The sequence below is a fragment of the Robiginitalea aestuariiviva genome (genome assembly GCF_029537735.1).
Taxonomy (GTDB): Bacteria; Bacteroidota; Bacteroidia; order Flavobacteriales; family Flavobacteriaceae; genus Robiginitalea; species Robiginitalea aestuariiviva.
The window spans coordinates 658697-683487 of sequence record NZ_JARPUQ010000001.1; the positions used below are offsets into that span (position 1 = coordinate 658697).

The following is a 24791-nucleotide window of genomic DNA, read 5'->3' on the forward strand; positions in this document are numbered from 1 at the left end:
TTGGGTCCGTTCCACATCCCGGACAGATTTGCTACCTTGGGTGGCGAACCAACTACCCGGGTCCATGACCGATTTAAAACCCGCCACCACCCCGGATGATTGCAAAACCCTGGCCAGCCTGGCCGACCGGATCTGGCGGGAGCACTACATCCCCATTATCGGGAAACCGCAAGTAGACTATATGCTTCGCACCTTCCAGTCCGAAGCGGCCATAGCCCGGCAGATTAGCGAAGGCATGGCGTATTACCTGATCTATTCAGGCCATAGCCCGGCCGGCTATTTCGCCTTCGAAAAACAGGGCGACGACCTGTTCCTGAGCAAGATTTACGTGGCCCGGGAGTACCGCGGCAAAGGCCTGGGAAAAGCATCCATGGCTTATATCCGGGAGCAGGCCCGCCTGCAGCACTGCAAACGCATCACCTTAACCGTCAACAAGGACAATTCGGACTCCATTAACGCCTATAAAAGAATGGGATTTTACCAGGAAGCAGCCACCATAAAGGATATTGGCGAAGGCTTTATTATGGACGATTACCTGATGGTGCTGGACCTAGAAACAGCAGGCACCTAACGGTCAATCCGAAAATTCTCGAGTTTGATGTCGTCCAGGCCGTCGTCGTCGAAGGGGTATTCCAACTGATCCTGAATGTTGTAGAGGGTGATCAGGATAAACTGGGTGAGCAACACGATAAAATAGACGATAAACGCCCCCAGGGCCACATGGGTGTTGTAGACAATCGTTGGGGCGTAGATTAAAGGAAAGATGTAAATAAAAAGCAGGCAATAGGCCTTGAGGGAAACCGGGGTGCGGTGGATGTTGATGGCGTTCAGGTTTTCAAAGCCCTCGTGCAGGTCGTTCAGGTACTTATAGATCCGATCCTTGAGTTTTTCCGGGGCCGCGGCCCCCAAATCCAGCAAATAATTCTTGATGGCATTGATGCTGTTGTCCACCTCGCGGGTAGACTGGTGGTTGTTCCCCAGATGGGCAATGGTACGGTCGCTGATGGTCGATAACATAGCCTCCATTTCGCCCTTCTGTGTGGCCGAGAGCACCCTGTTGCTGGTAATGTAATAATCCAGGGTCTTCAGGGCGCTGCGGAACTGGCTGAAGTGCTGCAGGGCCTTTTCCCGACGCCGGAAGGAACCCCGGATAGAAAACACCAGGGGAAATACAATGGCAATACTCAGCAGGGTGAGGTCAATATCGAACTCCACCTCGTAAAACACCGTCAGGAAGGTGATCAGCATGGAGAGGAGCAGCACCCAGAGGGTGCGCAGGTTTATTATGGAAAGGTATACGTTAATAGCCTAAAATTTAGTATCTTCAGTACGCAATCTACCTAACTAATATAGTGAATTTTAACAGTTATACCATCCTCGCATGGATACTGTTTGGCCTGCAAAGCATTTTTGCCCAGGCCGTGCCGCAACCCGTGGCCGGGGAAACTACGGCCCTGTTCCTTGAACGCACGCCCCTTGAACTGAAACTGCGTTTCAGCCAGCGTGAACTCCTCACCGAAACCAACGACTCCACCTATCTCAACAGCATGCTGCTTTTCCGGCAGGATGGGGAGCAATGGGATTCCCTCCCGGTACGCGTCCGCGCCCGGGGCAACTTCCGCCGCGAAAACTGCTTCCTGGCCCCCATAAAGCTCCGCCTGAAAAAAAAGGACACCAAAGGCACCCTGTTTGAAGGGAATAAAGAACTCAAACTGGTGTTGCCCTGTTTCGAATCGGAACGGGGGGCGGACTATGTGCTTAAGGAATACATCGCCTACCGCATGTACGAGCACGTCACCCCTTTTCATTTTAAAACCCGGCCCTTCCAAATGGAATATGCAGATGCCCGGAGAAACAAAGACCGGGTTTACCACCTGCAGGGTTTTATGATTGAGGATATAGACCGGGTGGCTGAACGGGTAGGGGGGCATAAACTCAAGCGCAGCGTGCATCCCCTGCAGCAGGACAACATCTGTTCCGTCCAGAACGATTTCTTCCAGTTTATGATTGCCAATACGGACTTCTCGGTAGCTTACCAGCACAACGAAAAACTCGTTTTCGTAGACGGGCGCAAGGCCATTCCGGTACCCTACGACTTCGACATGTCCGGATTTGTGAATACGAGTTATGCTGTGGTCTCGGAAATCCAGAATGAAAAACTAGACATCGAAAAAGTGACCCAGCGGCTCTATCGCGGCTTTCGCCGTAACCCTGAGGTTTACGACCAGGTACGTCAGGATTACCTGGCCAAAAAGGACCGGATGCTTGGGGAGTTGGATGCCCATGCCGGGCACTTTAACGGCAAAAAACAGCACCAGGAATGCCGGGAATTTCTGAAAGCTTTTTTTGAGATTCTGGAAGACAGCTCCCTTTTCCGGGAGCAAATTCTGGCTGTGGCCAGGGATAACTAAACCGACCTATTCCTTCACAATTTCCATCAAAACCCTGCCGGTATGGTCCGCCGGGGGTGGAATCCTCAGGATACGTGCCACCGTAGGGGCAATGTCCCTGGGGTGTACTTCCCGGTCGCTTTCGCCATGGGGGATACCAGCCCCAAACCAAATCAGGGGCACGTGGCTGTCGTAGTCATGCCCAGAACCGTGCACGCTGCCCTTTACAGTTTCCAGGCGCAGGCGGTAGTCCAGGGTGGCCTGCACCCCCGGGGCATAGGCCAGCAACACATCCCCCGATCTGCCCGGTAAAAAGCCCGCCCGCATCTTGGCCGCCAGCCCCTCCCAAACCGAATCCCGCTGGAGTTCGGTCGCCGTTAAAGCGAGCTCTACGTACGGCTGCTGGCTCAGGAAGTCCGCTACATCCTGCTGGAACACCTCCAGTGGTATCCCTTTTTCGGCCATTATTTCGTGGTTCAGGTAGACCTGGTCTTCCCCAAAATGCAGGATCCAGTCCTGGGCCGTGTATTTCCGGGCCAGGTAAAACTGCAGGTCCTGCCGGTATTTGGCTGCCTGGGCCAGGCCTGCCGGCTCTCCCTGGTCGTGAAGGAAAGAAACCGGGGGCAAAGCCCCATGGTCAGAGGTCAGAAAGAGCAGGTACCGCCCCACCCCGACCTTTTGGTCCAGGGTATTGAGTAAAGCGGCCAACTCCCGGTCCAGGCGCAGGTAAATGTCTTCAAATTCCACACTTTCCGTCCCATAGGTATGCCCGGCTACATCCGGGACGCTAAAGCTGATGCAGATCAGGTCCGTAACCTTGTCTTTCCCCAGGCGTTCGGCCATAATGGCCTCCTCTGCAAATTCCCGCAAAAGTGTATTCCCGGCAGGGATACCCATCAGAAACTGATAATACCCCGGTCTGTTCAGGTACGCCTCCTTAATGGCTCCAAAATCGTATGGAAAGGTGGGGGTTTGCTTCCCCCCAATGGCCGTTTCATACGGGCTGTCGTCCGGCTGGCTTTCGGTATAAGCGGTCAGGGGTTTCATAGGTTCCCACCCGGCATCCAGATAGGCGTCACTCTTACCCAGGGTATTAAAGCGACTAACCCAGGCTGGGAGGGATTTCATGTAACGGCTGCTGCTGACAAAATACCCCGGGCTGGTCTCCCAATCGTACCAATACACGGCATCCGGCGCCTGCCCCCCGGGCTGAATAGCTCCGCGGTCTTTCAGGGAAAGGCTGATGGTACGCCCGCGAGACCCTGTAGCGGCCTCCAGGGCATCGGCCAGGGTAGGGCTCAGCAGTTGGGCGGAAGAAAGGCCATAGGGGTTTTCAACTACGGAACCCACCAACCGTGCGGTGGAATCCTCCACGTTACTTACCATCCTGCGCTGCTGCCGGTCATACCAGGTATTTCCGATAATTCCGTGCACGGCAGGCGTGGTGCCCGTATAAATGGAAGCATGGCCAGGGGCGGTTACCGTAGGGGTATAATCGTATTGGTTGTTCCTGAAGTTATACCCTTCGCGCAACAAGCGTTTAAAGCCCCCTTCCCCGTAATGGTCCGCATAGCGGTTCAGGTAGTCGTACCGCATCTGGTCAATGACAATCCCCACCACCAGCCGCGGGGGCTCCTGGGCGGAAAGCAGACCCCCGAGCAGGAGCCAAAATAGCAGTAATCTTCGCATTCCCATTCGTATATCCATCCCCTCCCGTGGTCCCAAAAAGGAACTTGAGGAAAGAACAGTTGCCAATCCACAAGGTACAAATATCGGGCCAGTTGGGCATGACCTTTGTCATAGGCATGCGGGAGGGCAGCCTACTCCGATTTCACCGTAGGGTATTCCACCCCCAACTGCTCCAGGTAGCTGTCGTATTTGGTTTCGTCAAAATAAAAGGGCTCCAGCTGCGGCCGGAACGTATCCATAATCCGGGTGTTGAGCTCAATGGGCGGCGGGTCGTTTTCGGAGATCATGGGCCGGTATTGAGTCTCTTTTTGCTGCACGTTTTCAAAATAGTCTTTCGCCTGGGCCACAAGCTCTGGTTTCATCAGGAAATCCAGCATGGTGGTCGCTACTACTTTAGCGCCTGCCGTGGCTCCCTTGTGTGCAATAGGGGTGGCCATGGCAATGGCATTGGACCAGTGGTGTCCCTGCAGGCCCGGGATGTTGGAAGGGAAACGCAGGGTAACGGTGGGGACGGTCCAGGACACATCCCCAATATCGTCTGAACCTCCGCTAACAGGCTCGGTAACCGGGAGCCCCAGCTTGGCAAGTTCGGTGGCCAGGCCCGTGGTATCGCGGGAATTGACTTCCCGCTGCACGGCGCGGGCGAGCTCCTGGTCTGCCTCGGACCACTCCGGCAGGCCCACCGTCTGTATGTTGGCAAACATGGTTTCGGCAATTACCTTATTGAAGTGCCGCGGCCAGGCTGCGCCAAGTACGCGAGAATGCATTTGGGTGTCGGTCATCAGGGCCGCGCCCTGGGCAATGTGGTTGGCGTCTTCATACATGTCCATGATGCCTTCATAGGTAACATCCCGCAGGTAAAACCAGATAGACGCCTTGGAAGGAACCACGTTGGGCTGGTCCCCGGCATCCGTAAAGATGGAATGCGAACGCTTCAGGGGGTGCAGGTGCTCCCGTTTGTAGTTCCAGCCCACATTCATCAGTTCGGCTGCATCAAGGGCGCTTCGGCCCCGCCAGGGGGCACCGGCCGAATGGGCCGCTTCCCCTTCAAAAGCGTATTCCACCGAAATAAGCCCGGTACCCCGGGCCTGACCATAGGAAACGGCCAGATTACTGCTTACGTGGGTAAAGATGCAAAGGTCGATCCCGTCAAAATATCCGTCCCTGACAAACCAGGCCTTTGAGCCCAGCAATTCCTCGGCAATCCCCGGCCACAACACCAGTTTGCCCTCAAGGTTTTCAGCTTTCATAATCTCCTGCACGCTCAGGGCTGCCGTAATCAGCAGGGGCAAACCGGAATTATGCCCTTCCCCATGGCCGGGCGCCCCCTCCACGATAGGCTTGTGATAGGCCACGCCAGGGTACTGGGACGCCTTGGGGATGCAATCCACGTCACTGCCAAGTGCTATGACCGGGCCGTCCCCCTGAGACCAGGTGGCCATCCATGCTGTGGGAATACCCGAAATGCCACGCAATATGGTAAAGCCGGCATCCTCCAGGATACCGGTCAGGTAGGCCGAAGATTCCTTTTCGTGAAAGCCGAGTTCGGCAAAGCTGAACACCTTGTCTACCATGACCTGGGTCTGTTTGTGCCGCTGCGCCACTTTTTCAAGTGCCAGGGCCTTTTGTTTCCGGATATAGGATTTGGAATGCTGTGCCTGTACCGGGAGTACCATCCCGAATAGGCCGGCCAAAAACAGGCTTGCCAGAAGGCGGAAGGATAGCGTTTTCATAAGGTTGGGTTTGGGTTGAACGGCCTTAATTTACAAAATGGCCTGCGATCTCCATCTACCTCAGAAGCTATTTGCAGGATTGATCCTACAAGGAGGGGTCCCGGTTAGGACCTTTTATGTATCTTTATAACCTTATGATACGCCTCTGGTCCTTCCTATTATCGACCGTAATGCTCCTGCAGGGCCTGCACTGGAGCCTGCCGGATCTGGCACAGCTGGACGATTTGCTGGAGCATGCACGTTATCATAAAGAAACGTTCGGCGATAACTTCCTGACGTTTGTTTCCAAACATTACGGAGACCAGAAAGCCGACCACAGCCAGAAACATCAGGAAGAACAGGAACAGCACGACCAGTTACCCTTTCAACATGCGCTGCACGCCGGAGCATGCCCTGTCTTTCTCATGAAAAACCCCGGCTTTGTGCTCACGCCCCAGGAAGATCCGGACACCGAATCCCTCAGGAACTTCTATTACCTGCTAACCGGCTCCGCGGGGTATCAAACCGGTATATTCCAGCCCCCCAGACAGGCGTAATTCCTCCTTGAACTACTTCTTTTCTCATTTCCGCAGGGACCTCCGGGTTTCAACGGCTTGCTTATTATTACACTTGTCTGCTACCTATGCTTCATCGTATCATTCGTTTCAGTCTCAGAAACAAACTCATCGTCCTGCTTTTTACCCTGGTCCTGGTGGGGTTTGGCCTGTATTCACTGGGGAACATCCCTATTGGGGCCGTGCCCGACGTCACCAATAACCAGGTACAGGTCATCACCACGTCACGCAACCTGTCTACCCAGGATATGGAGCGGTTTATCACCTACCCCATTGAACTGGAAATGGCCAACCTGCCCGGGGTCGAAGAAATCCGATCCATTTCCAAGTTCGGGATATCGGTGGTCACCATCGTCTTTGAAGACGACATGGGCACCTACCTGCCCCGCCAATTGATTGCCGAAAAAATCAAAGTGGCCTCCGAACGAATCCCGGAAGGCTTTGGCAGCCCGCAAATGGGACCGATAACTACGGGCCTTGGGGAAATATACCAGTATGTACTGGATGTAGACCCCAAATACAAGGATCAGTACAGCGCCATGGACCTGAGGACCATTCAGGACTGGGTGGTCCGCCGTCAACTCTCCGGCATTCCCGGGGTGGTGGAAGTCAACACCTGGGGCGGCTACCTCAAGCAATATGAGATTGCCGTAAAGACCGACCGGCTCAAAGCCATGGACATTACCATGGGCGACCTGCTGGGCGCCGTGGAACGCAATAACAGTGTTTCAGGCGGAGGGTACATTGAAAAAATCAGCCAGGCCTACTTTATCCGGGGGGAAGGGTTGGCCACATCCCTGGAAGACCTTAAAAACACAGTAGTAAAGACCGTAAACGGGTCTCCCGTTTACATTCGGGACGTGGCTACCGTTGGTTTTGGAAATGCCACCCGCTTTGGCGCCATAACCGGAAACGGGGAAGGAGAAAAGGTACTTGGGCAGGTCATGATGCTCAAGGGGGCCAATTCCAAGCAGGTGATCGAAGCCGTCAAGGCCCGGGTAGATGCCATTGCCGGGACCTTGCCGGAAGGGATTTCCATCAATGCCTTTTTGGACCGGAGTGAACTGATTGCCCGCACCACGGCCACGGTAGAAGAAAACCTGATCCTGGGGTGCCTGATCGTGATTTTCGTGGTGGTACTGCTCTTGGGGAACCTGCGTTCCGGGCTAGTAGTGGCCTCAGTTATTCCCTTGTCATTGCTCTTCGCCCTTTCCATGATGTATGTATTCGGGGTGGATGCCAACCTGATGAGCCTGGGGGCCATCGATTTTGGGATTATCATTGACGGGGCGGTCATCATTGTGGAGTTTATCGCCTTCCGGATCACTGGCCGGGCCGCAGAACTGGAATCCCTCCAACGTGCAGACCGAAGGGCATTACAAGACGAAATTACCCTGAAAGGGGCGTCCAAGCTTATGAATTCCGCTGTGTTCGGGCAGCTGATCATCCTGATTGTCTTTATCCCCATCCTGGCCTTAAGCGGGGTGGAAGGCAAGATGTTCAGGCCCATGGCGCTTACTTTCAGTTTTGCCCTGATCGGGGCCATGTTAATGTGTTTCACCTATGTGCCGGTTATGGCTTCCCTGGTGCTCAAGCCCTCCCGGGAAAACCGCAAACGCAATATCTCCCAACGCCTGGTGCCCTGGCTTACCGACCTGTACAGCCCCAGCCTGGATTGGGCGCTCACCCACAAAAAAACCGTGATTGGCCTGGCCGCGGGCTCCCTGTTGGTAGCCGGGTTCCTCTTTGCGCGGATGGGGGCCGAATTTGTACCCACGCTGGATGAAGGGGATTTCGTTATCCAACCTGTACTGAAAACCGGAACCAGCCTCAGTAAAACTATTGAGACTACCACCAAGATCGAAAAGATCCTGATGGAACAGTTCCCGGAGGTAGACCAGGTGGTTACCCGCATAGGGGCTGCAGAAGTCCCCACGGACCCTATGAGTATGGAGGAGAGCGATGTGATCATTACCCTGAAACCGCCGTCAGAATGGGTAAGCGCAGACAGCAAGGACGGCCTGGCCAACCAATTCAAGGAGGCCCTGTCCGTGATCCCGGGCATGGAGGTGGAATTCACCCAACCCATCGAAATGCGGTTCAACGAGCTCATTACCGGGGTACGGGCAGATATCGCCATTAAGGTCTTCGGGGAGGACCTGAGCGTGCTGGCGCGTCTGGGCGAACAGATCCGGGGCCTGGCCGCGCAGGTGCCGGGAGCGGCAGACATTTCGGTGGAAAAAATTGAAGGCCTGCCCCAACTCAACATTGCATACGACCGCACCAAAATTGCCCGGTACGGGCTCAACATCCAGGACCTCAACCGCATGCTTTCCCTGGCCTATGCCGGCCAGACCGTGGGCAACGTCTTTGAGGGCGAGCGCATGTTTGACCTGGTGGTACGTTTGGACCCCGCCCAACGCAACAACCTGGAGGAGATACAGGAGTTGTATGTAGACCTCCCGGGCGGTGGGAAGGTCCCCCTGGGGGAAGTAGCCCGGATCAGCTACCAGGAAGGAGCTGCCAAAATCTCCCGCGACAATACGCGCAGGCGGCTGGTGGTTGGCATCAATGTCCGGGACAGGGACCTGCAATCTGTGGTGGACGATGTCCAGGCACTGGTTGCAGAAAACCTGATCCTGCCCACGGGGTACAGCATCACTTATGGGGGGCAATTCGAAAACCTGCAAAGTGCCAAGGCCCGACTGAAAATAGCCGTACCCATAGCCTTAATATTGATCTTCCTGATGCTGTATTTCGCCTTTAATTCCCTGAAAGAGGCACTGGTTATCTTCTCGGCCATTCCCCTGGCCGCTGTGGGTGGGGTGTTGCTACTTTGGGTCCGGGATATGCCCTTCAGCATCTCGGCCGGGGTGGGCTTTATTGCCCTTTTCGGGATTGCAGTCCTCAATGGCATTGTACTGATCGAACACTTCAAGGAACTGCGTCACGATAAGAATGAGGACATCGAACTCCTTATCCGTCAGGGGGCGCTGGACCGGCTTCGGGCCGTATTGCTCACCGCCTCTGCAGCGGCATTGGGCTTCCTGCCCATGGCCGTTTCTACCAATGCCGGGGCCGAAGTGCAACGCCCCCTGGCCACCGTGGTCATCGGGGGGTTGGTGAGCGCCACCCTACTTACCCTGATTGTCTTGCCGGTCCTGTATTCCCTCCTCTCCAGGGAGCACGGGCCCAAAGTATGGGTGGGCAAGCCATTCCGGAAAACGCTCACCGTGCTGACCCTGTTCGGGGTATTTGTCCCGGCCCTCGGCCAGCAACAGCCTGTTGGCTTGGACAGCCTGCTGCACCTGGCCGAAGTCCGGAACGCAGGGGTGGAAGCCTCCCGGATCCGATGGGAAGCTGCCGAGGCCGGGAAAGGGACTGCCCTGGATTTTGGCAAAACCGAGGTTTTCTATGGCTATGACCAGAACAACCTGGCCAATGGCCAGCCCCTGGAAGTTTTCGGCCTGCGTCAGGGCTTTGCTTTCCCTACGGTCTATGCCAAACGTTTTAAGGCAGGGCATTACCAGGCACAGGCCGCCCGCAGTGAATACGAAATGGCCAAAAGGACGCTGGGCCACCAGCTTAGCCTGTTGTATAACCGCTTTCTGGTAGCCCGGCAAAAAGCCCGGATCTATGAAAAACTGGATAGCCTGTACCTGGGCTTTGCGGCGGCGGCAGACCGAAGGTTCGAGCTGGGAGCCACCAATTACCTGGAAAAGGTAACGGCGCGTTCCCGACAACGCCAGACGCGTTTGCAATTACAAGCAGCAAATACGCGGGCCGAAGCCCTGCATCGGGAAATAACCGGCCTGGTCCAGGCCGAAAACCCATTGGTGCTGGCAGACCCGGAGCCCATAAGACTGATGGCCTCCGCCCCCGAGCTCGGCAGCCTGCCGGAAGTGCAACTGCTCACCAACCGTTTACTGGCCCAACGTTTTGCCCGGCAAACCCAGGAACACCTGCTGTTGCCCGACCTGAGTCTGGAATATTTCCAGGGTAGCAACAGCGTGGTAAGCGGCAACCTGGAAGGCTATAGCCTGGGGGTCTCGATCCCCTTGTTCTTTAATGGGCAGGCCTCCCGTATCCGGATGGCCAAGAAGGCGGAACAGGCGCAAATTCAGCAAAACAAAGACCAGGGCATACAATTGCAATCCCGGTTGGAGCAGCTGCAAACGCAACTGCGGCAACAAAATGAGGCCATGTCCTATTACGAAACCGAAGGCAAGGCCCTTTCCGAAGCCATCCTGAAAGCTGCCGAACAGGGTTTCCGCAATGGCGAAATCGATTTTTTCCAATACATACAGAGCCTGGAAAACAGCTATGAAATCCGGCTTTCCTACCTGGACCAGTTGGAACGCTACAACGAAACCGTATTGAACATAAATTATCTTTCATTTTGATCCCTATGAAATCCATTTCAACCTTCTATATGCCGGCCCTTATGGGCCTGGCCCTAGTCCTTCAGGCCTGTAAAGGCTCAGGGGATTCCGGCGCGGAAAGTGCCGCTGCTGCAGCCGATGGGCTGATCCATGTCAGCAAAGCCCAGTTCGAAACCAACCAAATGGAGTTGGGGCAGCCCACCTTGCGGGCTTTCCCCGAGGTGTTGTTGGTAAGCGGGATGGTAGATGTGCCTCCGGAAAACCGGGCGGCTATCAGCGCCGTCCGGGGCGGGTTTGTGCGCGATATTTCCCTACTGGTCGGAGACCGGGTATCCCGTGGGCAACGCCTGGTGACCCTGGAAAGCCCGGAGTTTTTACAGCTGCAGCAGGAATATCTCGAAAATGTGGAACAACTCCCTTACCTGGAAGCCGAATACAAGCGACAGAAAACCCTTTTTGAAGAACAAATCAGTTCTGAAAAACTTTTCCTGCAGGCCGAAAGCCAGTACCGGACGGCCCTGGCCCGCGCCAACAGCCTGGGGAAACAACTGGACCTGCTCCACATTTCCCGAAAAGCCACAGAGGCCGGGGAGCTCACCTCGAACAGCCCGGTATATGCCCCCATTGAAGGGCACATCACCAAGGTAATGGTACGGAAAGGATCCTATGTTTCCCCGGCCTCAGAGATTATGGAAATCGTTAACCGGGAGCACCTCCACCTGGAGCTCCTGGTCTTCGAAAAGGACGTAGACCAGGTAAAAATCGGGCAGCGCATACAATTTAACTTACCGGAGCGCTCCGAAAACCTTTATGATGCCGAAGTCCACCTGATCGGGACCTCCCTGGATGAGAACCGCACGGTAAAAGTACACGCCCATTTGATGGACGAGGACCAGGATTCCTTTCTGGTAGGAATGTTTGTAAAGGCGCGGATTGAACTCGGAGAAGCAGATGGGAAGCCCTTACTGGCCCTGCCAGAGTCCGCAGTGGTGGCTTCCGGGGGCAAGCACTACCTGTTGGTCATGGAGAATGCCTCGGAAGACGGCTATGGGTTCAGGCAGGTTGCGGTAAGCGTGGAAACCACTGCCCAGGGGTATACCGCCCTGAAGCCCGGTTCCGGCCTGGACGAAAACAGCCAGGTGCTAACACAAGGGGCCTTTAACCTGGTTTCCCCGGAGTAAGGGTTTCAGTAGGAGGCTTGCGCCCCTTGCTTAACGCGGCATCAGCACCTGTCGGGAAGCGGCATGGGCTATAATAGAGTCCCGGCTGTAATACAAAGGGAAATAGGCATCTGCAGCCCAGGTCTCGAACAGGTTCCCGTAGTACGGGCTCTGGGGATTACCGGATTGCCCGGGGCTGTTGACCGCCACCGCACCGTCCCACTCCCCTACCGGGACAATGATGCGGAAGGTAGCCCCGCTGCTTTGGTTGAGGTTGTTGCCGGTAGACCCTACTGTGTATCCATTCCCGCCCCGGGGTACCGGCCCAAAGTCCAGGCTTTCGCCCTTTGGGTCCACCATAACCTTGCTAAGCGGGTGCTCAATGGTAATATGCTTGTATGCTGCCTGCCCATAGGCCCAGTTTTCGGGGTTCGGGCCCAGCCGACCGGACAGCCAGGCCATGGCCCCTTCAAAGGATGAAGCCAGGAAGGCGTCGCGGGCCGTTTCGCTTCCAAAATGGGGATTTGGCGCCGTTATCCACTGCAGGATGCGTTCCAGTTGCAGGCTCTGGATATAGTCCTTGGCCCTTGCCGGAACAAATTGCTCGTGGGCCAGGCGCTTGATTTCATTTTCCCAGGCCACGTAGATCCCCGCTGACAGAGAACCCGGACGCAGTTGAAAATCCCAACCCGAAAGCAGCCCCCGCAGGCTATCCGCCCGTTGGGAAAGTTCCAACCCTTCCAGATAGGGTACCAGGGTACGGGCCGGGATGGAAAAATAGTCGTTTTGCAATGCCTCCATCTCGGATCGGGTAAAGGGATTTGGGCTGCCAAGCACTTCTTCAATGCGTTGGCCCCTGTAGGAATCCGACCAGGAAAAGCCAATGGCATCCCACCGGTCATAGGTTTCCGGGGTTACGTGCTGGTTGGCCGTTTCAATATAGCCGCGGTCCGGATTCAGGGCAGAAGGTTTCTCCTTGATCGGCAGGTAGCCCTCCCACTCAAAACGACCGTCGCCGGGAACCGGTACCAGGCCGGAAAACCCCTTGCGCACCGGGGCAATCCCCACGGCCTGCCAGCCAATATCACCATCCGTCCCGGCCCAGATCATATTCTCCCCGGGAATATTGCTATAGGCACAGGCATCGCGGAACATTTCCCAATTTTCGGCCTGATCCATCCGCAGCGATGCCAGGTAGGGGGCCCCGCCCGGTTCCATCCAGGCACAACGCATGGCATATGCCCGGTTTTGAACCGTATCCTGGTAGAGTACCGGCCCGTGCCGGGTATAACGAAGCTCTACCGATACGTCCGCTTTACCTTTAACGGGAATGTCTTCCCGGATCACCTGCATCTCTTCCCATGCTCCCTGATAGCGGTAGCGATAGGGATGGTCCGGATCGGTTTCGTAAACCAGCAGGTCCTCCCCATCGGTCTCAAAGACGGTGAGTCCCCAGGCCCCGTATTCGTTATGGCCGATGGATACGCCCGGGATTTCCGGTTCTCCCCCGCCAATGACGTTCCATCCCGGGGCGGAAAGGTGCACCATATACCGCAGGGAAGGCACCCGTATACTCCGGTGGGGGTCGTTGGCCATCAGGGGCTTCCCGTTGGCCATTTTTTCTCCTCGTACTACCCAGTTGTTGCTCCCAATGCCCAGGCTGTCCGGCAAGTGTTTATCCGATACAGGAAAGCGCATGGCTTCGGCCTGGTTGCGGTACGCCGGCAGCAGGTCTTCGGGCAGGAAGGCCACCGGTTTCCGGTAGGCATTGTACAGCCCCAGAATATCCTGGGAAAGACCCTGCAAACCGATGTTGTCATGCAAGGTGAGGTCAGGTTCCCTGGGGTGGAACCAGAGCAGGGCCTTCACCGAATCTGCCCCGATGGCCGCCACGGCCCTTCCGATGGCCAGTTCTTCCTCACTATTGCCCAGCAGTCCCTGATGCCGGGATATGACTACCTCGGGGGTCCACAATTCCGGCAGGATCCCCAGGGCTTTGAATTCGATGGGCAGGTTTTCCGGATTTTCCCGGGCTTCCGAAATATAGGCGTTCACCCCATCGGTGTAGGCGCGAACAATTTCCGATCCCCGCTCGTGGTACTGGTTAAGGTCTGCCTCCAGGTCGCCCCTGTACTTAAATAGCCGGGTGCCGATATCTCGCTTCAATTCGCGTTCGCCCAGCATTTCTGCCACCGTCCCGGTGGCCTGGCGTCGCCATATTTCAAACTGGAATAGCCTGTCCCTGGCTGCCAGATACCCCTGGGCGAAGAACAGATCGCGTTCATTCAGGGCATAAATATGATTAATGCCATAGGGGTCGCGGTAGACTTCAACAGCTTCGGAGAGGCCGGGCACCTGGAATTCAGTTTCAGGTACAGCCTGTTGGCGGCAGGCGGCAATAGCCAGGCAACACCCGAGGGTTGCCAGAAAGGATCGGTTCATAGGCTGGGTTTCCCCTAAAGGTAATCAATTGGACCCAAGTGCCTAAGCCGGTTAAGGGAAGCCAGTTACCTATACGAGCAATAGGAGTACGGTGAGCAGGAACCCGGCCACCGCGAAATAAAGCCCCTTCTTGTATACGGGTGCACTGATGCGGAACATAAAAAAGGCCGAAACCGAAAAGAACAAGAGGGCCAGGCCAAAAAAGATCCCCAGCCAGAACAGGGGGTTGCCGGAGTGCATCTTGTGCAGGTTGTTCATTTTTTCGAGGACTATGGGCAGGCGCTTCTCGGTATACACCGCCGCCCCGGTAGCGCGGTTGTACTGCCCTCCGCTAAAGTAGACCAGGTCCCCCTCCACACGATCCGCCTTAAAGGCCCGTCTGCGCAGGGCGGCCCCCAGGGCTTCGTCATCCAGGCCGGGCTCCAGGTTGCGGGCTACCTCCACTTCACTTTTCATGTAGTCCGTATTCCGGAAGGTGAGAACAATGCCGCTAATGGCGTAGACCGCCATAATACCCGCCAGGAAAAAGCCCAGGTAGCGGTGGAACATTCGGAATTGGTCGGAAAGAAGCGGATTTTTACGTGCCATAAGGGGAATCGAATTTATGTTTCTTATTTTTACCTGAACCGGTCGGTCTGCAGAAATGGACTCCTTAGAGTCGGCTTCAGGGTTTTGGTTTAATCCGATCCCGGAAAAAGATGCCCAACCCAAAGTGCAAACTCCTTTGCGGAAAAGGGCCGGCTGCAAACAACCCAACCGCTAACCTCATACCTATGGATAACACAAAACCGACCATTCAAATTTCCAAAACCGGAAAAGTAACTGTTTTAAACGCCAAAGATATCCAACTTCTGGATGCCGAGGGCAATGAAATCCCCACCCGCAACCGCTTCTCCCTTTGCAATTGCGGCAAGACGGGAGACGCCCCGTTTTGCGACGGTTCCCACAACGGTTAAACCCGTTGTTTTCCATCCTGCAACCAACCTCCTAACACCAATACAATGAAAAGGCTCCCGACTTCTTTAATGGCCTGTATGGGCATGCTTTTGCTTGCTGGTACAGGCTGTAATTCTACCGGAAACTACGACCTCCTGCTGAAAGGAGGTATGGTTTACGACGGTAGCGGTGGGCCGCCACAGATAGCCGATATCGGGATCCGGGGCGATTCCATCGCAGCCATCGGGGACCTTGGGGATGCACAGGCCCAACGGGTACTCGAAGTGGGGGGCATGGCCGTCTCCCCAGGGTTTATTGACCTGCATACCCACCTGGACCCTGTTATGACCCATTCGGATTGCGAAAGCCACTTGCGGCAGGGGGTTACCACCAGCCTGGGCGGGCCGGATGGCAGCAGCCCATGGCCCTTTGACGCCTATCTGGATAGCCTTTCCAACTTAGGGGTAGGCATGAATGTGGGTTACCTGATTGGCCATAATACCGTACGGCGTAATGTGATGGGCCTGGACAACCGGGCGCCAACCCCGGAGGAACTGGAACAGATGAAAGCCCAGGTGGCTCTGGCCATGGAGGAAGGCGCCTGGGGCATCTCCACCGGCCTGAAGTATTTGCCCGGCAGCTTTTCGGAAACCGAGGAGGTGGTGGCGCTTTCCCGCGTGGCTTCAGAAGCAGGGGGAATTTACACCTCCCACCTGCGGGAGGAGGGCCTGGAGATCTTTGCTTCGGTGCAGGAGGCAATCACCATTTCTGAACAGGCCGATATTACCGTAGTGCTTACCCACCATAAAGTCATTGGTAAACCCATGTGGGGCAAAAGCCGGGAAACCCTGGCCATGGTAGACAGCGCCCGGGCCAAAGGCCTGGATGTGCGCATTGACCAGTATCCCTACAATGCCAGTTACACGGGGATTTCCGTGCTGATCCCGGCCTGGGCGCGGGCCGGGGGGCAGGAGGCCTTCCTGCAGCGCCTGGCGGACCCCATACTTAGGGATAGCATCCATGCCGGGGTAGTATTCAACATCCTGAACGACCGGGGCGGGGACGACCTGGCCCGGATCCAGTTTGCGCGGGTTTCATGGATGCCGGAACTGGAGGGAAAAACCCTGAAGTACTGGTGCGAGCAACAGGGCCTGGAGCCCACCCTGGAAAACGGGGCAGACCTGGTGCTGGATGCCCAGAAAAGGGGCGGGGCTTCCTGCGTCTTTTTTGCCATGGACGAAGGGGATGTACAGCAAATCATGCAACACCCGTATACCATGATTGCCTCGGACGGCCGGCTGGTTAACCCGGGGGAAGGGCACCCGCACCCGCGCTGGTATGGCACCTTCCCAAGGGTGTTGGGCAAATACGTCCGGGAGGAAAAACGCTTGCCCCTGGAAACTGCCCTTTATAAAATGACGGGGTTACCCGCGCACACTATGGGGCTTTCAGACCGGGGATACCTCCGGGTAGGCATGAAGGCAGACGTCACAGTCTTTGATCCCGAAACGGTCGCGGACCGCGCCACCTTTGAAAAACCGCATCAATACCCGGACGGCATTCCCTATGTGATCGTCAATGGGCATCTGGCGGTAGATGAAGGCGAACTGGTCCCTGCCAAAAACGGCAGGGTGCTTCGCAAAACAAAACCCTAAACCATTACCCAATACTAAAAAACCCCCGTGCGACTGCACGGGGGTTTTGCTTGTTGAAATACACGTTTTAGTCCTCCCCTTTGATATACGGGGCACCTGCAGCTTTGAATTTCGCAGACAGGGCCGGGACCAGTTGCCCGGCTATCCGATCCACGTCAGGCTCCAGCGCAGTCAGCATCTTACCCGCAAGGGCCAGGTTTTGCCGATGCAGGGTGGTGGGGCCATAGGTGGTGGAAAGGCCTCTAAAGGCCACGCTAAAATGCGATTGCACCGAAGGCGGGTTGCGTTCCCCAATCTCCTCACGGGCGGGACTGCCTTCCATACGGAGGTTTACCTCCCGGATGGCATCTTCCAGGGCAACCACGTCTGCAGCCAGGGCAGCAGTGGGGCCCGGGGTGCGATCCAGCGCCATCTTAAACCCGTTAAGCGCGGCTTCAGCCTGGTCAAAACGATCCCGCATCACTTCCAGCCTGCGCTGCAGGCCTGCCAGTTCTTCCCGGTAAGCATTGTAGCTGTCGAAATCCATCCCATGCAGGACCCCATCATGGATGGGTTTTACCTGGAAGCGGACTTCTTCGCCCAGGGGGGTTACCTGCCCGTCTTTTTCCAGGGCCATGGTGGCCGTATAGGTTCCCGGGGTGGCCATGGGGCCGCGGCCGGTCCATCCCCCTCCCCTTCCGGCGCGGTCGGGATCGATGGCCGAAGTACTGGCATGGCGCAGGTCCCAGGCCAGGCGGTGGGTGCCTTTGGCAGCCTTTTCCTTCAGGTGGCGAATCACATTCCCGCGGGAATCGCGAACAGTGATCCAGACCTGGGCGGGTTGTTCCTGGTTTTCAGCATCTATGGCTTCATATCCCGGGAAAGGGATGTCTGCCCCCCGGTCGTTGGGCGCTTTTTCCGCCTTTTTACGGGCCTGTTTGGCCGTAGTGAATTCCCCGGAGAGGTGGTAGGTGAATACCGCCCCGAATTCCGGGTTCTTGGCCAGGTAAAAATCGGCTCCGGTATTGCCCAGGTTACTACGGGGTACATACCATTTAGCCGTCCTGGGGGCGAAGAGCACTCCTTCTTCCTGCAAGGCTTCCGGGGTCATCGCGCGCAGCGGGCTGTAGTCGTCCAGCACAAAGAAGCCGCGGCCAAAGGAGGCGGCAACCAGGTCGTTTTCCCGCTTCTGGATGGCCAGGTCCCGGAAGCCCATGTTAGGCGTGCCGGGTAATTTCTGCCAGTTTGCACCCCCGTCCAGGGAAGTATACACCCCGAATTCCGTGGCCAGGAACAGCAGGTCCTTTTTTACGTGGTCCTGCACCAGGCGCCACAACAGGGTGCGCTTGGGCAGGTCAGAAGAAAGGGAAGTCCAGGTACGTCCCCGGTCCGTGCTTTTGAAGAGGTACGGATTAAAGTCGCCTTCCTTATGATTGTCCAGCACCACATATACGGTGTTCACGTCGTGGAGGTCCGCCTTGATGTCGTTCACAAAACTCCGGGCCGGCAGGCCCAGCCGGGTTACCGGGATGCGGTCCCAGCTGCCACCCCCGTCGCTGCTTACGGCAATATACCCGTCGTCCGTACCGGCGTATAGCAGGCCTTCCTGCAGGGGGGATTCGCTCAGGGAAGTGATGGTATTGTAATTGGACATGGCCCCTACATCCCAGGCGTTATCCCAGGATTGCTGCCGCCCCATGATGGGCAGTTCCAGCCGCTCTTCGTTCCGGGTCAGGTCGCCGGAAACCGGTGTCCAGCTATCGCCCCGGTCCTCGGACTTCCAAACCCGGTAGGAGGCAAAATACAGGCGGGCGGGGTTGTGGGGGGATACCAGGATGGGCGCATCCCAGTTGAAGCGCTCATGGGGCTCCCCTTCCCGGGCCTGGGGCTGGATAAAGACCGGTTCGCCCGTGGTAAGGTCTACCCGGTGCAGCCCACCCTGCTGCGTCTCTGCATAGATAATGTTATTATACTGGGGGTCCGTGGCAGACTGATGGCCGTCCGCAAAAAGGGTCTTGTACCAGTGCTTGTTACTGATCCCCTCCCGCTCGTCCGTGGCGGAAGGCCCGCCAGCGGAACCATTGTCCTGGGTCCCTCCGAAGACATGGTAGAAGGGTTCAGCATTGTTTACCGCCACCTTGTAAAACTGGGTCAGGGGGAGGTTTTTGTGATAGCGCCAGGTTTCGGCCAGGTCAAAACTCTCATAGATTCCCGCATCGGTGCCCAGCATCAGGTAATCCGGGTCGCTCATTTTAAAGGCGAGGGCGTGGTTGTCCGAGTGTTTGTCTTGCTCCTTGAGTTGTACAAAGGTTTTACCCCCATCTTCGGAGGTGAGCACCCGAACGTTCATGAGGTAGAGCCGGTCGAACTGGTGCGGGCTGGCATAAAGTTCCTGATAATAATGCGGGCCGGTACCGCCGGATACGGTGTTGGACATCTTGGTCCAGGAGGCGCCGCGGTCTGCAGAGCGGTATACCGCCCCGGATTTCCGGTCCAGCTCAATGGCCGCGTAAAGTACATCCGGTTGCTGGGGCGAGATAGCCATGCCAATTTTACCCAGGTTGGACTGGGGCAGGCCCTGGGTGAGTTCCTCCCAGGTTTCGCCCCCATCCGTAGATTTATGGATACCGGAACCGGGACCGCCACCCATCAGGGCTGCTACAGTGCGGTGGCGGTCCCAGGTGGCGGCATAGAGTACCTGGGGGTCCCTGGGGTCCATCAACAGGTCTGTCGCACCCGTCCAGGCTTCATCGCCCAGTACGCGCTTCCAGGTAGTACCCCCGTCTGTGGTTTTATAGACACCGCGTTCCCCGCCCTTACTCCACAGCGGGCCCTGGGCGGCTACCCAGACCACGTCCGGGTTGTCCGGGTGGACCAGGATTTTGGAGATATGTTCGGAGGCTTTTAGCCCCATGTTCTGCCAGGACTTGCCCCCGTCTTTGGAACGGTAAACCCCGTCACCATAGGCCACATGTCGTCCACCCACGTTCTCGCCCGTGCCGACCCAAACGGTGTTCGGGTTTCCGGGGTCCAGGGTAATGCACCCGGTAGAATAGGACGCTTCCTTGTCAAAAAGGGGCGTCCAGGTAGTGCCGGCATTTTCGGTTTTCCATACCCCGCCGGAACCCACAGCCACATACCAGGTATTTTCATCTTCCGGGTGGATGGCAATGTCCGCAATGCGCCCGGAAAGGAAGGCCGGGCCAATGTTGCGAAAGGCAAAGGCCTGTAAAGGGAGGTCGGCTTTGGCTGCCGGGGCAGCACTTTTACGTCTTTGGGCATTCAGGGGGTTCCCCTGAAAGGCGAATGCGGCACTCAGGGCCAGCATCAGGAGTACTTTCTTCATAGTGTGATTGGCTTTTCGATCCTTTAAATGTAACAAATTAAAAGGCGGTACCCGAGACCAGGGCCCGATACCTGAAAATAAAAAATCCGGACCGTTTTGGTCCGGATTTAACGGTTTCGGGGTAACCCGGCTCAGGATGCCGGGCTGAGTAGGGTATTTTGGATCACGTCTTCCAGCACGTGCTTGGGCAAAGCCCCGGCCTGCATCATAGGCTGTTGGGCCACCGGGATAAACAGGATGCTGGGGATGCTTCGGATCTGGAAGACCGCTGCCAGTTCCCGTTCCACTTCGGTGTCCACTTTATAGATAATCACGTCCGGATATTCGTCGCTCAATTCTTCGAGGATGGGAGCTACCATTTTACAGGGTCCGCACCAGTCCGCATAAAAGTCGATAATGGCGGGTTTTTCCCCTTTGTAGTTCCACTCGGTCTCGGTAGTGTAGTCAAAAACCTCCTCCTTGAACTTCTGAGCAGTGAGTTTTACTGTAGGCATAACGCAAAGATTTTATGGGGTAAAGGTAGGCAGGGGTTCCCGGGCCGGATGTAACATTAGTTGCACAAGCCCCTGACCATCAATGACATTGTCGTTTGACATGGAAATGCCCGATTTCAGGGCGATAAGGCCGATTCTTACCGCAGGATTCCTCCCTGGGCCCTAGGGCGCAGCAGGGGCGATGGCCATTAAATCCTTCAGGAAAACGCGGGTAAAGGCTTCTTTAAAATATATGTGGTGGGAGTCCCGCATCCACTTCTCGAAACGGGCGCTGTAAAGATTCCCTCCCGGGGAATAATCCAGCCACACCCTGCCCTTAGCCGCAGCCTTCAGGTATTTATATACCTCTTCCCGGTTCTTCTGGCTACGGGCAAAGGCCCGGTCTTCAGGGGAGGTGTAAAACACCACAGGAATGCCTTTGGAATCCAGTAATTCCAGAATGGCCCCGAAAGCCTCCAGCTCCCGTTCTGCCATTTGGGATTCGCCCCCGGGAAAAGTCCTCAGGAAGCCTTCATCCCCGGGGTCAAAAACGTAATTCACCCGGGTGGAATCCTGGTTGGGGTGGCGCTTTTTGGTGGCGTCAAAATCCTGGTAAGTGGCACCGCTTCGCTCCAGGGTCCGGGCCAGGGTAAGCAGGCCATTGGCCAGTTGGTTGCGCTTGTTCAGCAGTAATTCGTCCCAAAACAAAATGGGGTGGCGATATACAAATTGGGAGGCGTATTCCTTGTAGGCCAGGCGGCGGGTGTCGAAGGAAAACCAGGAAACCCCCAGGATCACCACTTCCGGCATTTCCCGGGCCTCCTCCAGGTAGGCCCTGAGCAGGTGGTGGGTATAGGTCAGGTTGGCCTGGTTAAACGCCAGGTTATAGGTTTGGGCCCCCAGACCGCGGGTAAGGGTAGCCGCATCCAGGGAAGCCGCCACCCTGGACGATCCCAGCACCAGCACCCTGGCATCGCCGTGTTCAAAGGCCTGCTGGTAGTCCCGGGCAAAGGTGCCCCGGTCTGCATGGTATCCCGTTGCCCCTGTGGAAAAGGCCAGCACCAATAGGAGCGTCAGGCCCAGATAGACCAGATAGGCAGTGCCCAGAAACCTGAATATTTTTAAAAGGAAGGCTTTGATCAGAATTGGAAATAAATAAATTGAACTTCCGAGGTAAACATCCGGTTATACACCAGAAACCCCATGATAATATATACGGCGTAGCGCAACCCTTTGTGGCGGGAAATCACCAGGCTGCGTTCGTCCCGCCTCAGGTGCCATTCCAACAACAGCAGCGGCAGGATATAGAGCAGGCCGGTGGTAGACCCCAGGGGGGTAAGGCCCTGGCTTATAATCCCATTAAGGTACCCCCAGGCCGCTCCCAAATCCGGACTGCGGAAAAAGATCCAGGCCAGAGTCACAAACCCAAAGGTTATCGCTATGCGCCAGCACTCGTACGCCGTGGGGAACCGCGCCTGTTGGGCCACCACCCCCTCCCGGAAGCGGCGGTTGCGCTTCAGGAAAAAGGAGGGCAGGTATAAGAGGGCATGCATGCCGCCCCAGGCGATAAAGGTCCAGTTGGCCCCATGCCAGAAGCCGCTTACCAGAAAGATGATAAAGATGTTGCGGATAGCTTTGGGCCTGGATACGCGGGAACCCCCCAGCGGGAAATACAGGTAATCCCGGAACCAGGTGGAAAGCGAGATGTGCCACCGGTGCCAGAACTCGCTGATATTCCGGGAGAAATAGGGAAACTTGAAATTGGACATCAGCTCAAACCCGAATAGCTTGGACACCCCGATGGCGATATCGGAATACCCGCTGAAATCCCCGTAAATCTGAAACGCAAAATACACCGCCCCCAAAAGCAGGGTGCCGCCGCTTACGTCCTGGTAATTCGAAAAGATATAGTCCACTTCCGGGGCCAGGGAATCCGCAATGACTACTTTTTTGAACAGCCCCCACAGGATGAGCCGCAACCCGTCCACACCCTGCCGGTAGATGAAGGTCCTGGGATGCCGGATCTGGGGCAGCAGGTGGGAGGCCCTTTCGATGGGACCGGCCACCAATTGCGGAAAAAAGGACACATAGGCGGCAAAGGCTATAAAGTCGCGCGTGGCACGGATCTGCCCCCGGTAAACGTCTATGGTATAGGAGAGGGTCTGGAAGGTGTAGAAGGAGATGCCCACCGGGAGTACGATGTTCAGGGTCCAGGTATGCTCCGCCGCAAACCCCATGGCGCGGAGCATGTCCACCCAGGAATCCACAAAGAAGTTGTAGTATTTGAAAAAGCCCAGCAGGCCAAGATTAAACAGCAGGCTACCCGCCAAAATGGCTTTCCTGCGCCAGGGGATGGTTGCCTTTTCCAGACCCAGGCCGGCGAAATAGTCCACCACTACGGACATCAGGATCAAGCCCAGGAAGCGGTAGTCCCACCAGCCGTAAAAGACGCAGGAGGCTACCAGGATCAATGCGTTCTGGTGGGAAGTTTTCCGATTGAAAACAAACCAGTACAGGGCAAAGACCACCGGCAGGAAAATGACAAATTCGAGGGAATTGAACAGCATAAGGCCCGGGTGCGTAGCAACAAAGAAACAAAATGCCGTTGAATTGGCCCGGCCTGGCGAGCACCGGCCGGGCAACAGGGTACGTCTGAATTTTCACTACATTCAGGCAAACCTTAGCCCACATGAAAAAACTGCTTCTGTTCCTGCTTTTGAGTTCCCCCGTAATAGTTGCCCAACAACTCCCCACCCGCTGGGACGAGCTGGTGGCCTCGGACTGGGAGCTCGCCCTTGAAAAATCAAATTACACCTGCATCCTGCCCATCGGTATCCTGGAAAAGCACGGGCCGGGAGTGCCTATTGGCTCGGACCTGATCCGGGCCCGGCAGTGGGCCAAACGGGCCACCGCCAACGAATATGCCGTGGTCTTCCCGGATTACTTTTACGGGCAGATCAACGAGGCCAAACAACAGTACGGTACCTTTTCCCTCCCTTCCAAACTGGCCATGGAGCTGCTGGAAGCCACTACCAAAGAGATTGCCCGCAACGGGTTTAAGAAGATCATCCTGATTAATAGCCACGGCGGCAACCCCCAGATGATCCGGTATTTTATCCAGAACCAGCTGGAGACCCAAAAGGATTATGTGGTCTACTTTTTTGAGCCGGATATGCCGGCAGACGTGGCCAAACAAATCCGTGAAACGCGCAAATCCGATCCCGCAACGGACCAGCATGGAGGCGAACGGGAAGCCTCCGAAATCCTCTACCTGCGGCCGGAGCTGGTAAAGCTGGAGCGCAGCACACAGGAATCCGGGGCCAACCAGGCGCGCCTGCAATTGCCGGGAACCCTGTACACCGCCATCTGGTGGTATGCCTCCTACCCTAACCACTACGCCGGGCAGGCGGAGGTTGGTTCCGAGGCCCTTGGGCGCATCATCACCGAAAACACGGTTGCCTCACTCACGCGGGCCATCCGCGCCGTGAAAGCGGATACCATTACCCTGAAGGTGCAAAACGAATATTTTGAGAAGGTGAAGCACTAGGTCAGCCGATGTGCTGTTACAAAGGTATTTTCTCATATCCCACGCTGGCACGTGCCATTTGGTCGGTTTCCGGATCCAGGTACAGCTCCTGCCCCACAAGGAGTTTTACTTTTTTGGTTTCCATCCCTTTTATGGAAATCGTTTGGACAATTTCCCCCTTTTGCTGTATCCGGATGGAAAAGGCCACTTCGCCCAGGTTTTTGACAATGGCATAACAGTCTTCCCCGGCATACGGGTTAATGGTGCCATCCTGCCCGGGACCCTTCCCATACATCAACATGCTTTGGTTGGGGTCCAGTTCAAATTCGGTTTGCGCCTGCAGGGGGATGTGGCCCAGACATAGCAAGGCACAGGTAATCCATAAGTGCTTCATGTATCCAGTTTTCCCAAAAGTTCGGGATTAAAAGGCGTATAGCATTGGAAAATGGGAGGGTTTTAACAATTTGACAAGCCTGTACACTGCCATGGGGCGTTCTCTCCCAACCACAGTGGAAACGCTGTTTGC

General features: G+C 56.1%; 18 protein-coding genes. 8 read left to right on the forward strand and 10 right to left on the reverse strand.

What is annotated here, in order from left to right; genetic code table 11:
• Positions 1-64: 64 nt before the first annotated feature.
• Entirely contained in the window at positions 65-571 is a 507-nt protein-coding gene (locus OZ410_RS02960) for a GNAT family N-acetyltransferase (protein ID WP_277706423.1), read from the forward strand.
• On the opposite strand, the gene OZ410_RS02965 is transcribed toward OZ410_RS02960, so the two are convergent.
• Entirely contained in the window at positions 568-1263 is a 696-nt protein-coding gene (locus tag OZ410_RS02965; RefSeq protein WP_277706424.1) for a hypothetical protein, read from the reverse strand. The genes OZ410_RS02960 and OZ410_RS02965 overlap by 4 nt on opposite strands.
• An 89-nt stretch (positions 1264-1352) precedes the next feature.
• Here OZ410_RS02965 and OZ410_RS02970 point away from each other — a divergent pair, with 89 nt between their 5' ends.
• Positions 1353-2411, forward strand: coding sequence for a hypothetical protein (locus OZ410_RS02970; protein WP_277706425.1), 1059 nt, complete (start codon positions 1353-1355; stop codon positions 2409-2411).
• Positions 2412-2417: 6 nt separating this feature from the next.
• Here OZ410_RS02970 and OZ410_RS02975 read toward each other — a convergent pair whose 3' ends face one another.
• Together OZ410_RS02975 and OZ410_RS02980 are read right to left on the reverse strand one after the other, a co-directional pair.
• Positions 2418-4079, reverse strand: coding sequence for an alkaline phosphatase family protein (locus tag OZ410_RS02975; RefSeq protein ID WP_277706426.1), 1662 nt, complete (start codon positions 4077-4079; stop codon positions 2418-2420).
• A gap of 131 nt (positions 4080-4210) precedes the next feature.
• On the reverse strand, positions 4211-5812 hold the full coding sequence (locus OZ410_RS02980; RefSeq protein WP_277706427.1) for a zinc-binding metallopeptidase family protein: 1602 nt from the start codon (positions 5810-5812) through the stop codon (positions 4211-4213).
• A gap of 134 nt (positions 5813-5946) precedes the next feature.
• On the opposite strand from OZ410_RS02980, the gene OZ410_RS02985 reads away from it, so the two are divergent.
• The 3 genes from OZ410_RS02985 (at position 5947) to OZ410_RS02995 (ending at position 11929) form a co-directional block, all read left to right on the forward strand.
• Complete coding sequence (locus OZ410_RS02985) at positions 5947-6348, forward strand: hypothetical protein (RefSeq protein ID WP_277706428.1); 402 nt, start codon at positions 5947-5949, stop codon at positions 6346-6348.
• A gap of 86 nt (positions 6349-6434) precedes the next feature.
• Positions 6435-10769, forward strand: coding sequence for a CusA/CzcA family heavy metal efflux RND transporter (locus OZ410_RS02990; RefSeq protein WP_277706429.1), 4335 nt, complete (start codon positions 6435-6437; stop codon positions 10767-10769).
• A 5-nt stretch (positions 10770-10774) separates the two neighbouring features.
• The gene (locus OZ410_RS02995; protein WP_277706430.1) at positions 10775-11929 is read left to right on the forward strand and encodes an efflux RND transporter periplasmic adaptor subunit; all 1155 of its coding nucleotides are present in this window, start codon (positions 10775-10777) and stop codon (positions 11927-11929) included.
• A 30-nt stretch (positions 11930-11959) separates the two neighbouring features.
• Here the strand turns inward: OZ410_RS02995 and OZ410_RS03000 are convergent, their stop codons facing one another.
• Both OZ410_RS03000 and OZ410_RS03005 read right to left on the reverse strand, forming a co-directional pair.
• Positions 11960-14350 (reverse strand): penicillin acylase family protein, encoded by a 2391-nt coding sequence (locus tag OZ410_RS03000; RefSeq protein ID WP_277706431.1) that lies wholly within the window; start codon positions 14348-14350, stop codon positions 11960-11962.
• A gap of 69 nt (positions 14351-14419) precedes the next feature.
• Entirely contained in the window at positions 14420-14938 is a 519-nt protein-coding gene (locus tag OZ410_RS03005; RefSeq protein ID WP_277706432.1) for a PepSY domain-containing protein, read from the reverse strand.
• A gap of 185 nt (positions 14939-15123) precedes the next feature.
• On the opposite strand from OZ410_RS03005, the gene OZ410_RS03010 reads away from it, so the two are divergent.
• Complete coding sequence (locus tag OZ410_RS03010) at positions 15124-15306, forward strand: CDGSH iron-sulfur domain-containing protein (RefSeq protein WP_277706433.1); 183 nt, start codon at positions 15124-15126, stop codon at positions 15304-15306.
• A 45-nt stretch (positions 15307-15351) separates the two neighbouring features.
• Positions 15352-16941 (forward strand): N-acyl-D-amino-acid deacylase family protein, encoded by a 1590-nt coding sequence (locus OZ410_RS03015; RefSeq protein ID WP_277706434.1) that lies wholly within the window; start codon positions 15352-15354, stop codon positions 16939-16941.
• A gap of 67 nt (positions 16942-17008) precedes the next feature.
• On the opposite strand, the gene OZ410_RS03020 is transcribed toward OZ410_RS03015, so the two are convergent.
• From OZ410_RS03020 to OZ410_RS03035, 4 genes are all read right to left on the reverse strand, one after another.
• Positions 17009-20266, reverse strand: a complete 3258-nt coding sequence (locus tag OZ410_RS03020; protein ID WP_277706435.1) for a WD40/YVTN/BNR-like repeat-containing protein — start codon at positions 20264-20266, stop codon at positions 17009-17011.
• 131 nt (positions 20267-20397) lie between these two features.
• Entirely contained in the window at positions 20398-20760 is a 363-nt protein-coding gene (trxA, locus tag OZ410_RS03025; protein WP_277706436.1) for a thioredoxin, read from the reverse strand.
• Between the two features lie 162 nt (positions 20761-20922).
• Positions 20923-21801 (reverse strand): hypothetical protein, encoded by an 879-nt coding sequence (locus OZ410_RS03030; protein ID WP_277706437.1) that lies wholly within the window; start codon positions 21799-21801, stop codon positions 20923-20925.
• Between the two features lie 77 nt (positions 21802-21878).
• Positions 21879-23306, reverse strand: coding sequence for an MBOAT family O-acyltransferase (locus OZ410_RS03035; RefSeq protein ID WP_277706438.1), 1428 nt, complete (start codon positions 23304-23306; stop codon positions 21879-21881).
• A 122-nt stretch (positions 23307-23428) separates the two neighbouring features.
• Between OZ410_RS03035 and OZ410_RS03040 the strand changes: the two genes are divergently transcribed.
• On the forward strand, positions 23429-24286 hold the full coding sequence (locus OZ410_RS03040) for a creatininase family protein (RefSeq protein WP_277706439.1): 858 nt from the start codon (positions 23429-23431) through the stop codon (positions 24284-24286).
• Between the two features lie 16 nt (positions 24287-24302).
• On the opposite strand, the gene OZ410_RS03045 is transcribed toward OZ410_RS03040, so the two are convergent.
• Positions 24303-24659 carry a hypothetical protein gene (locus OZ410_RS03045; protein WP_277706440.1) on the reverse strand — a complete coding sequence of 119 codons (357 nt, stop codon included), beginning with the start codon at positions 24657-24659 and terminating at the stop codon, positions 24303-24305.
• Positions 24660-24791: the final 132 nt, after the last annotated feature.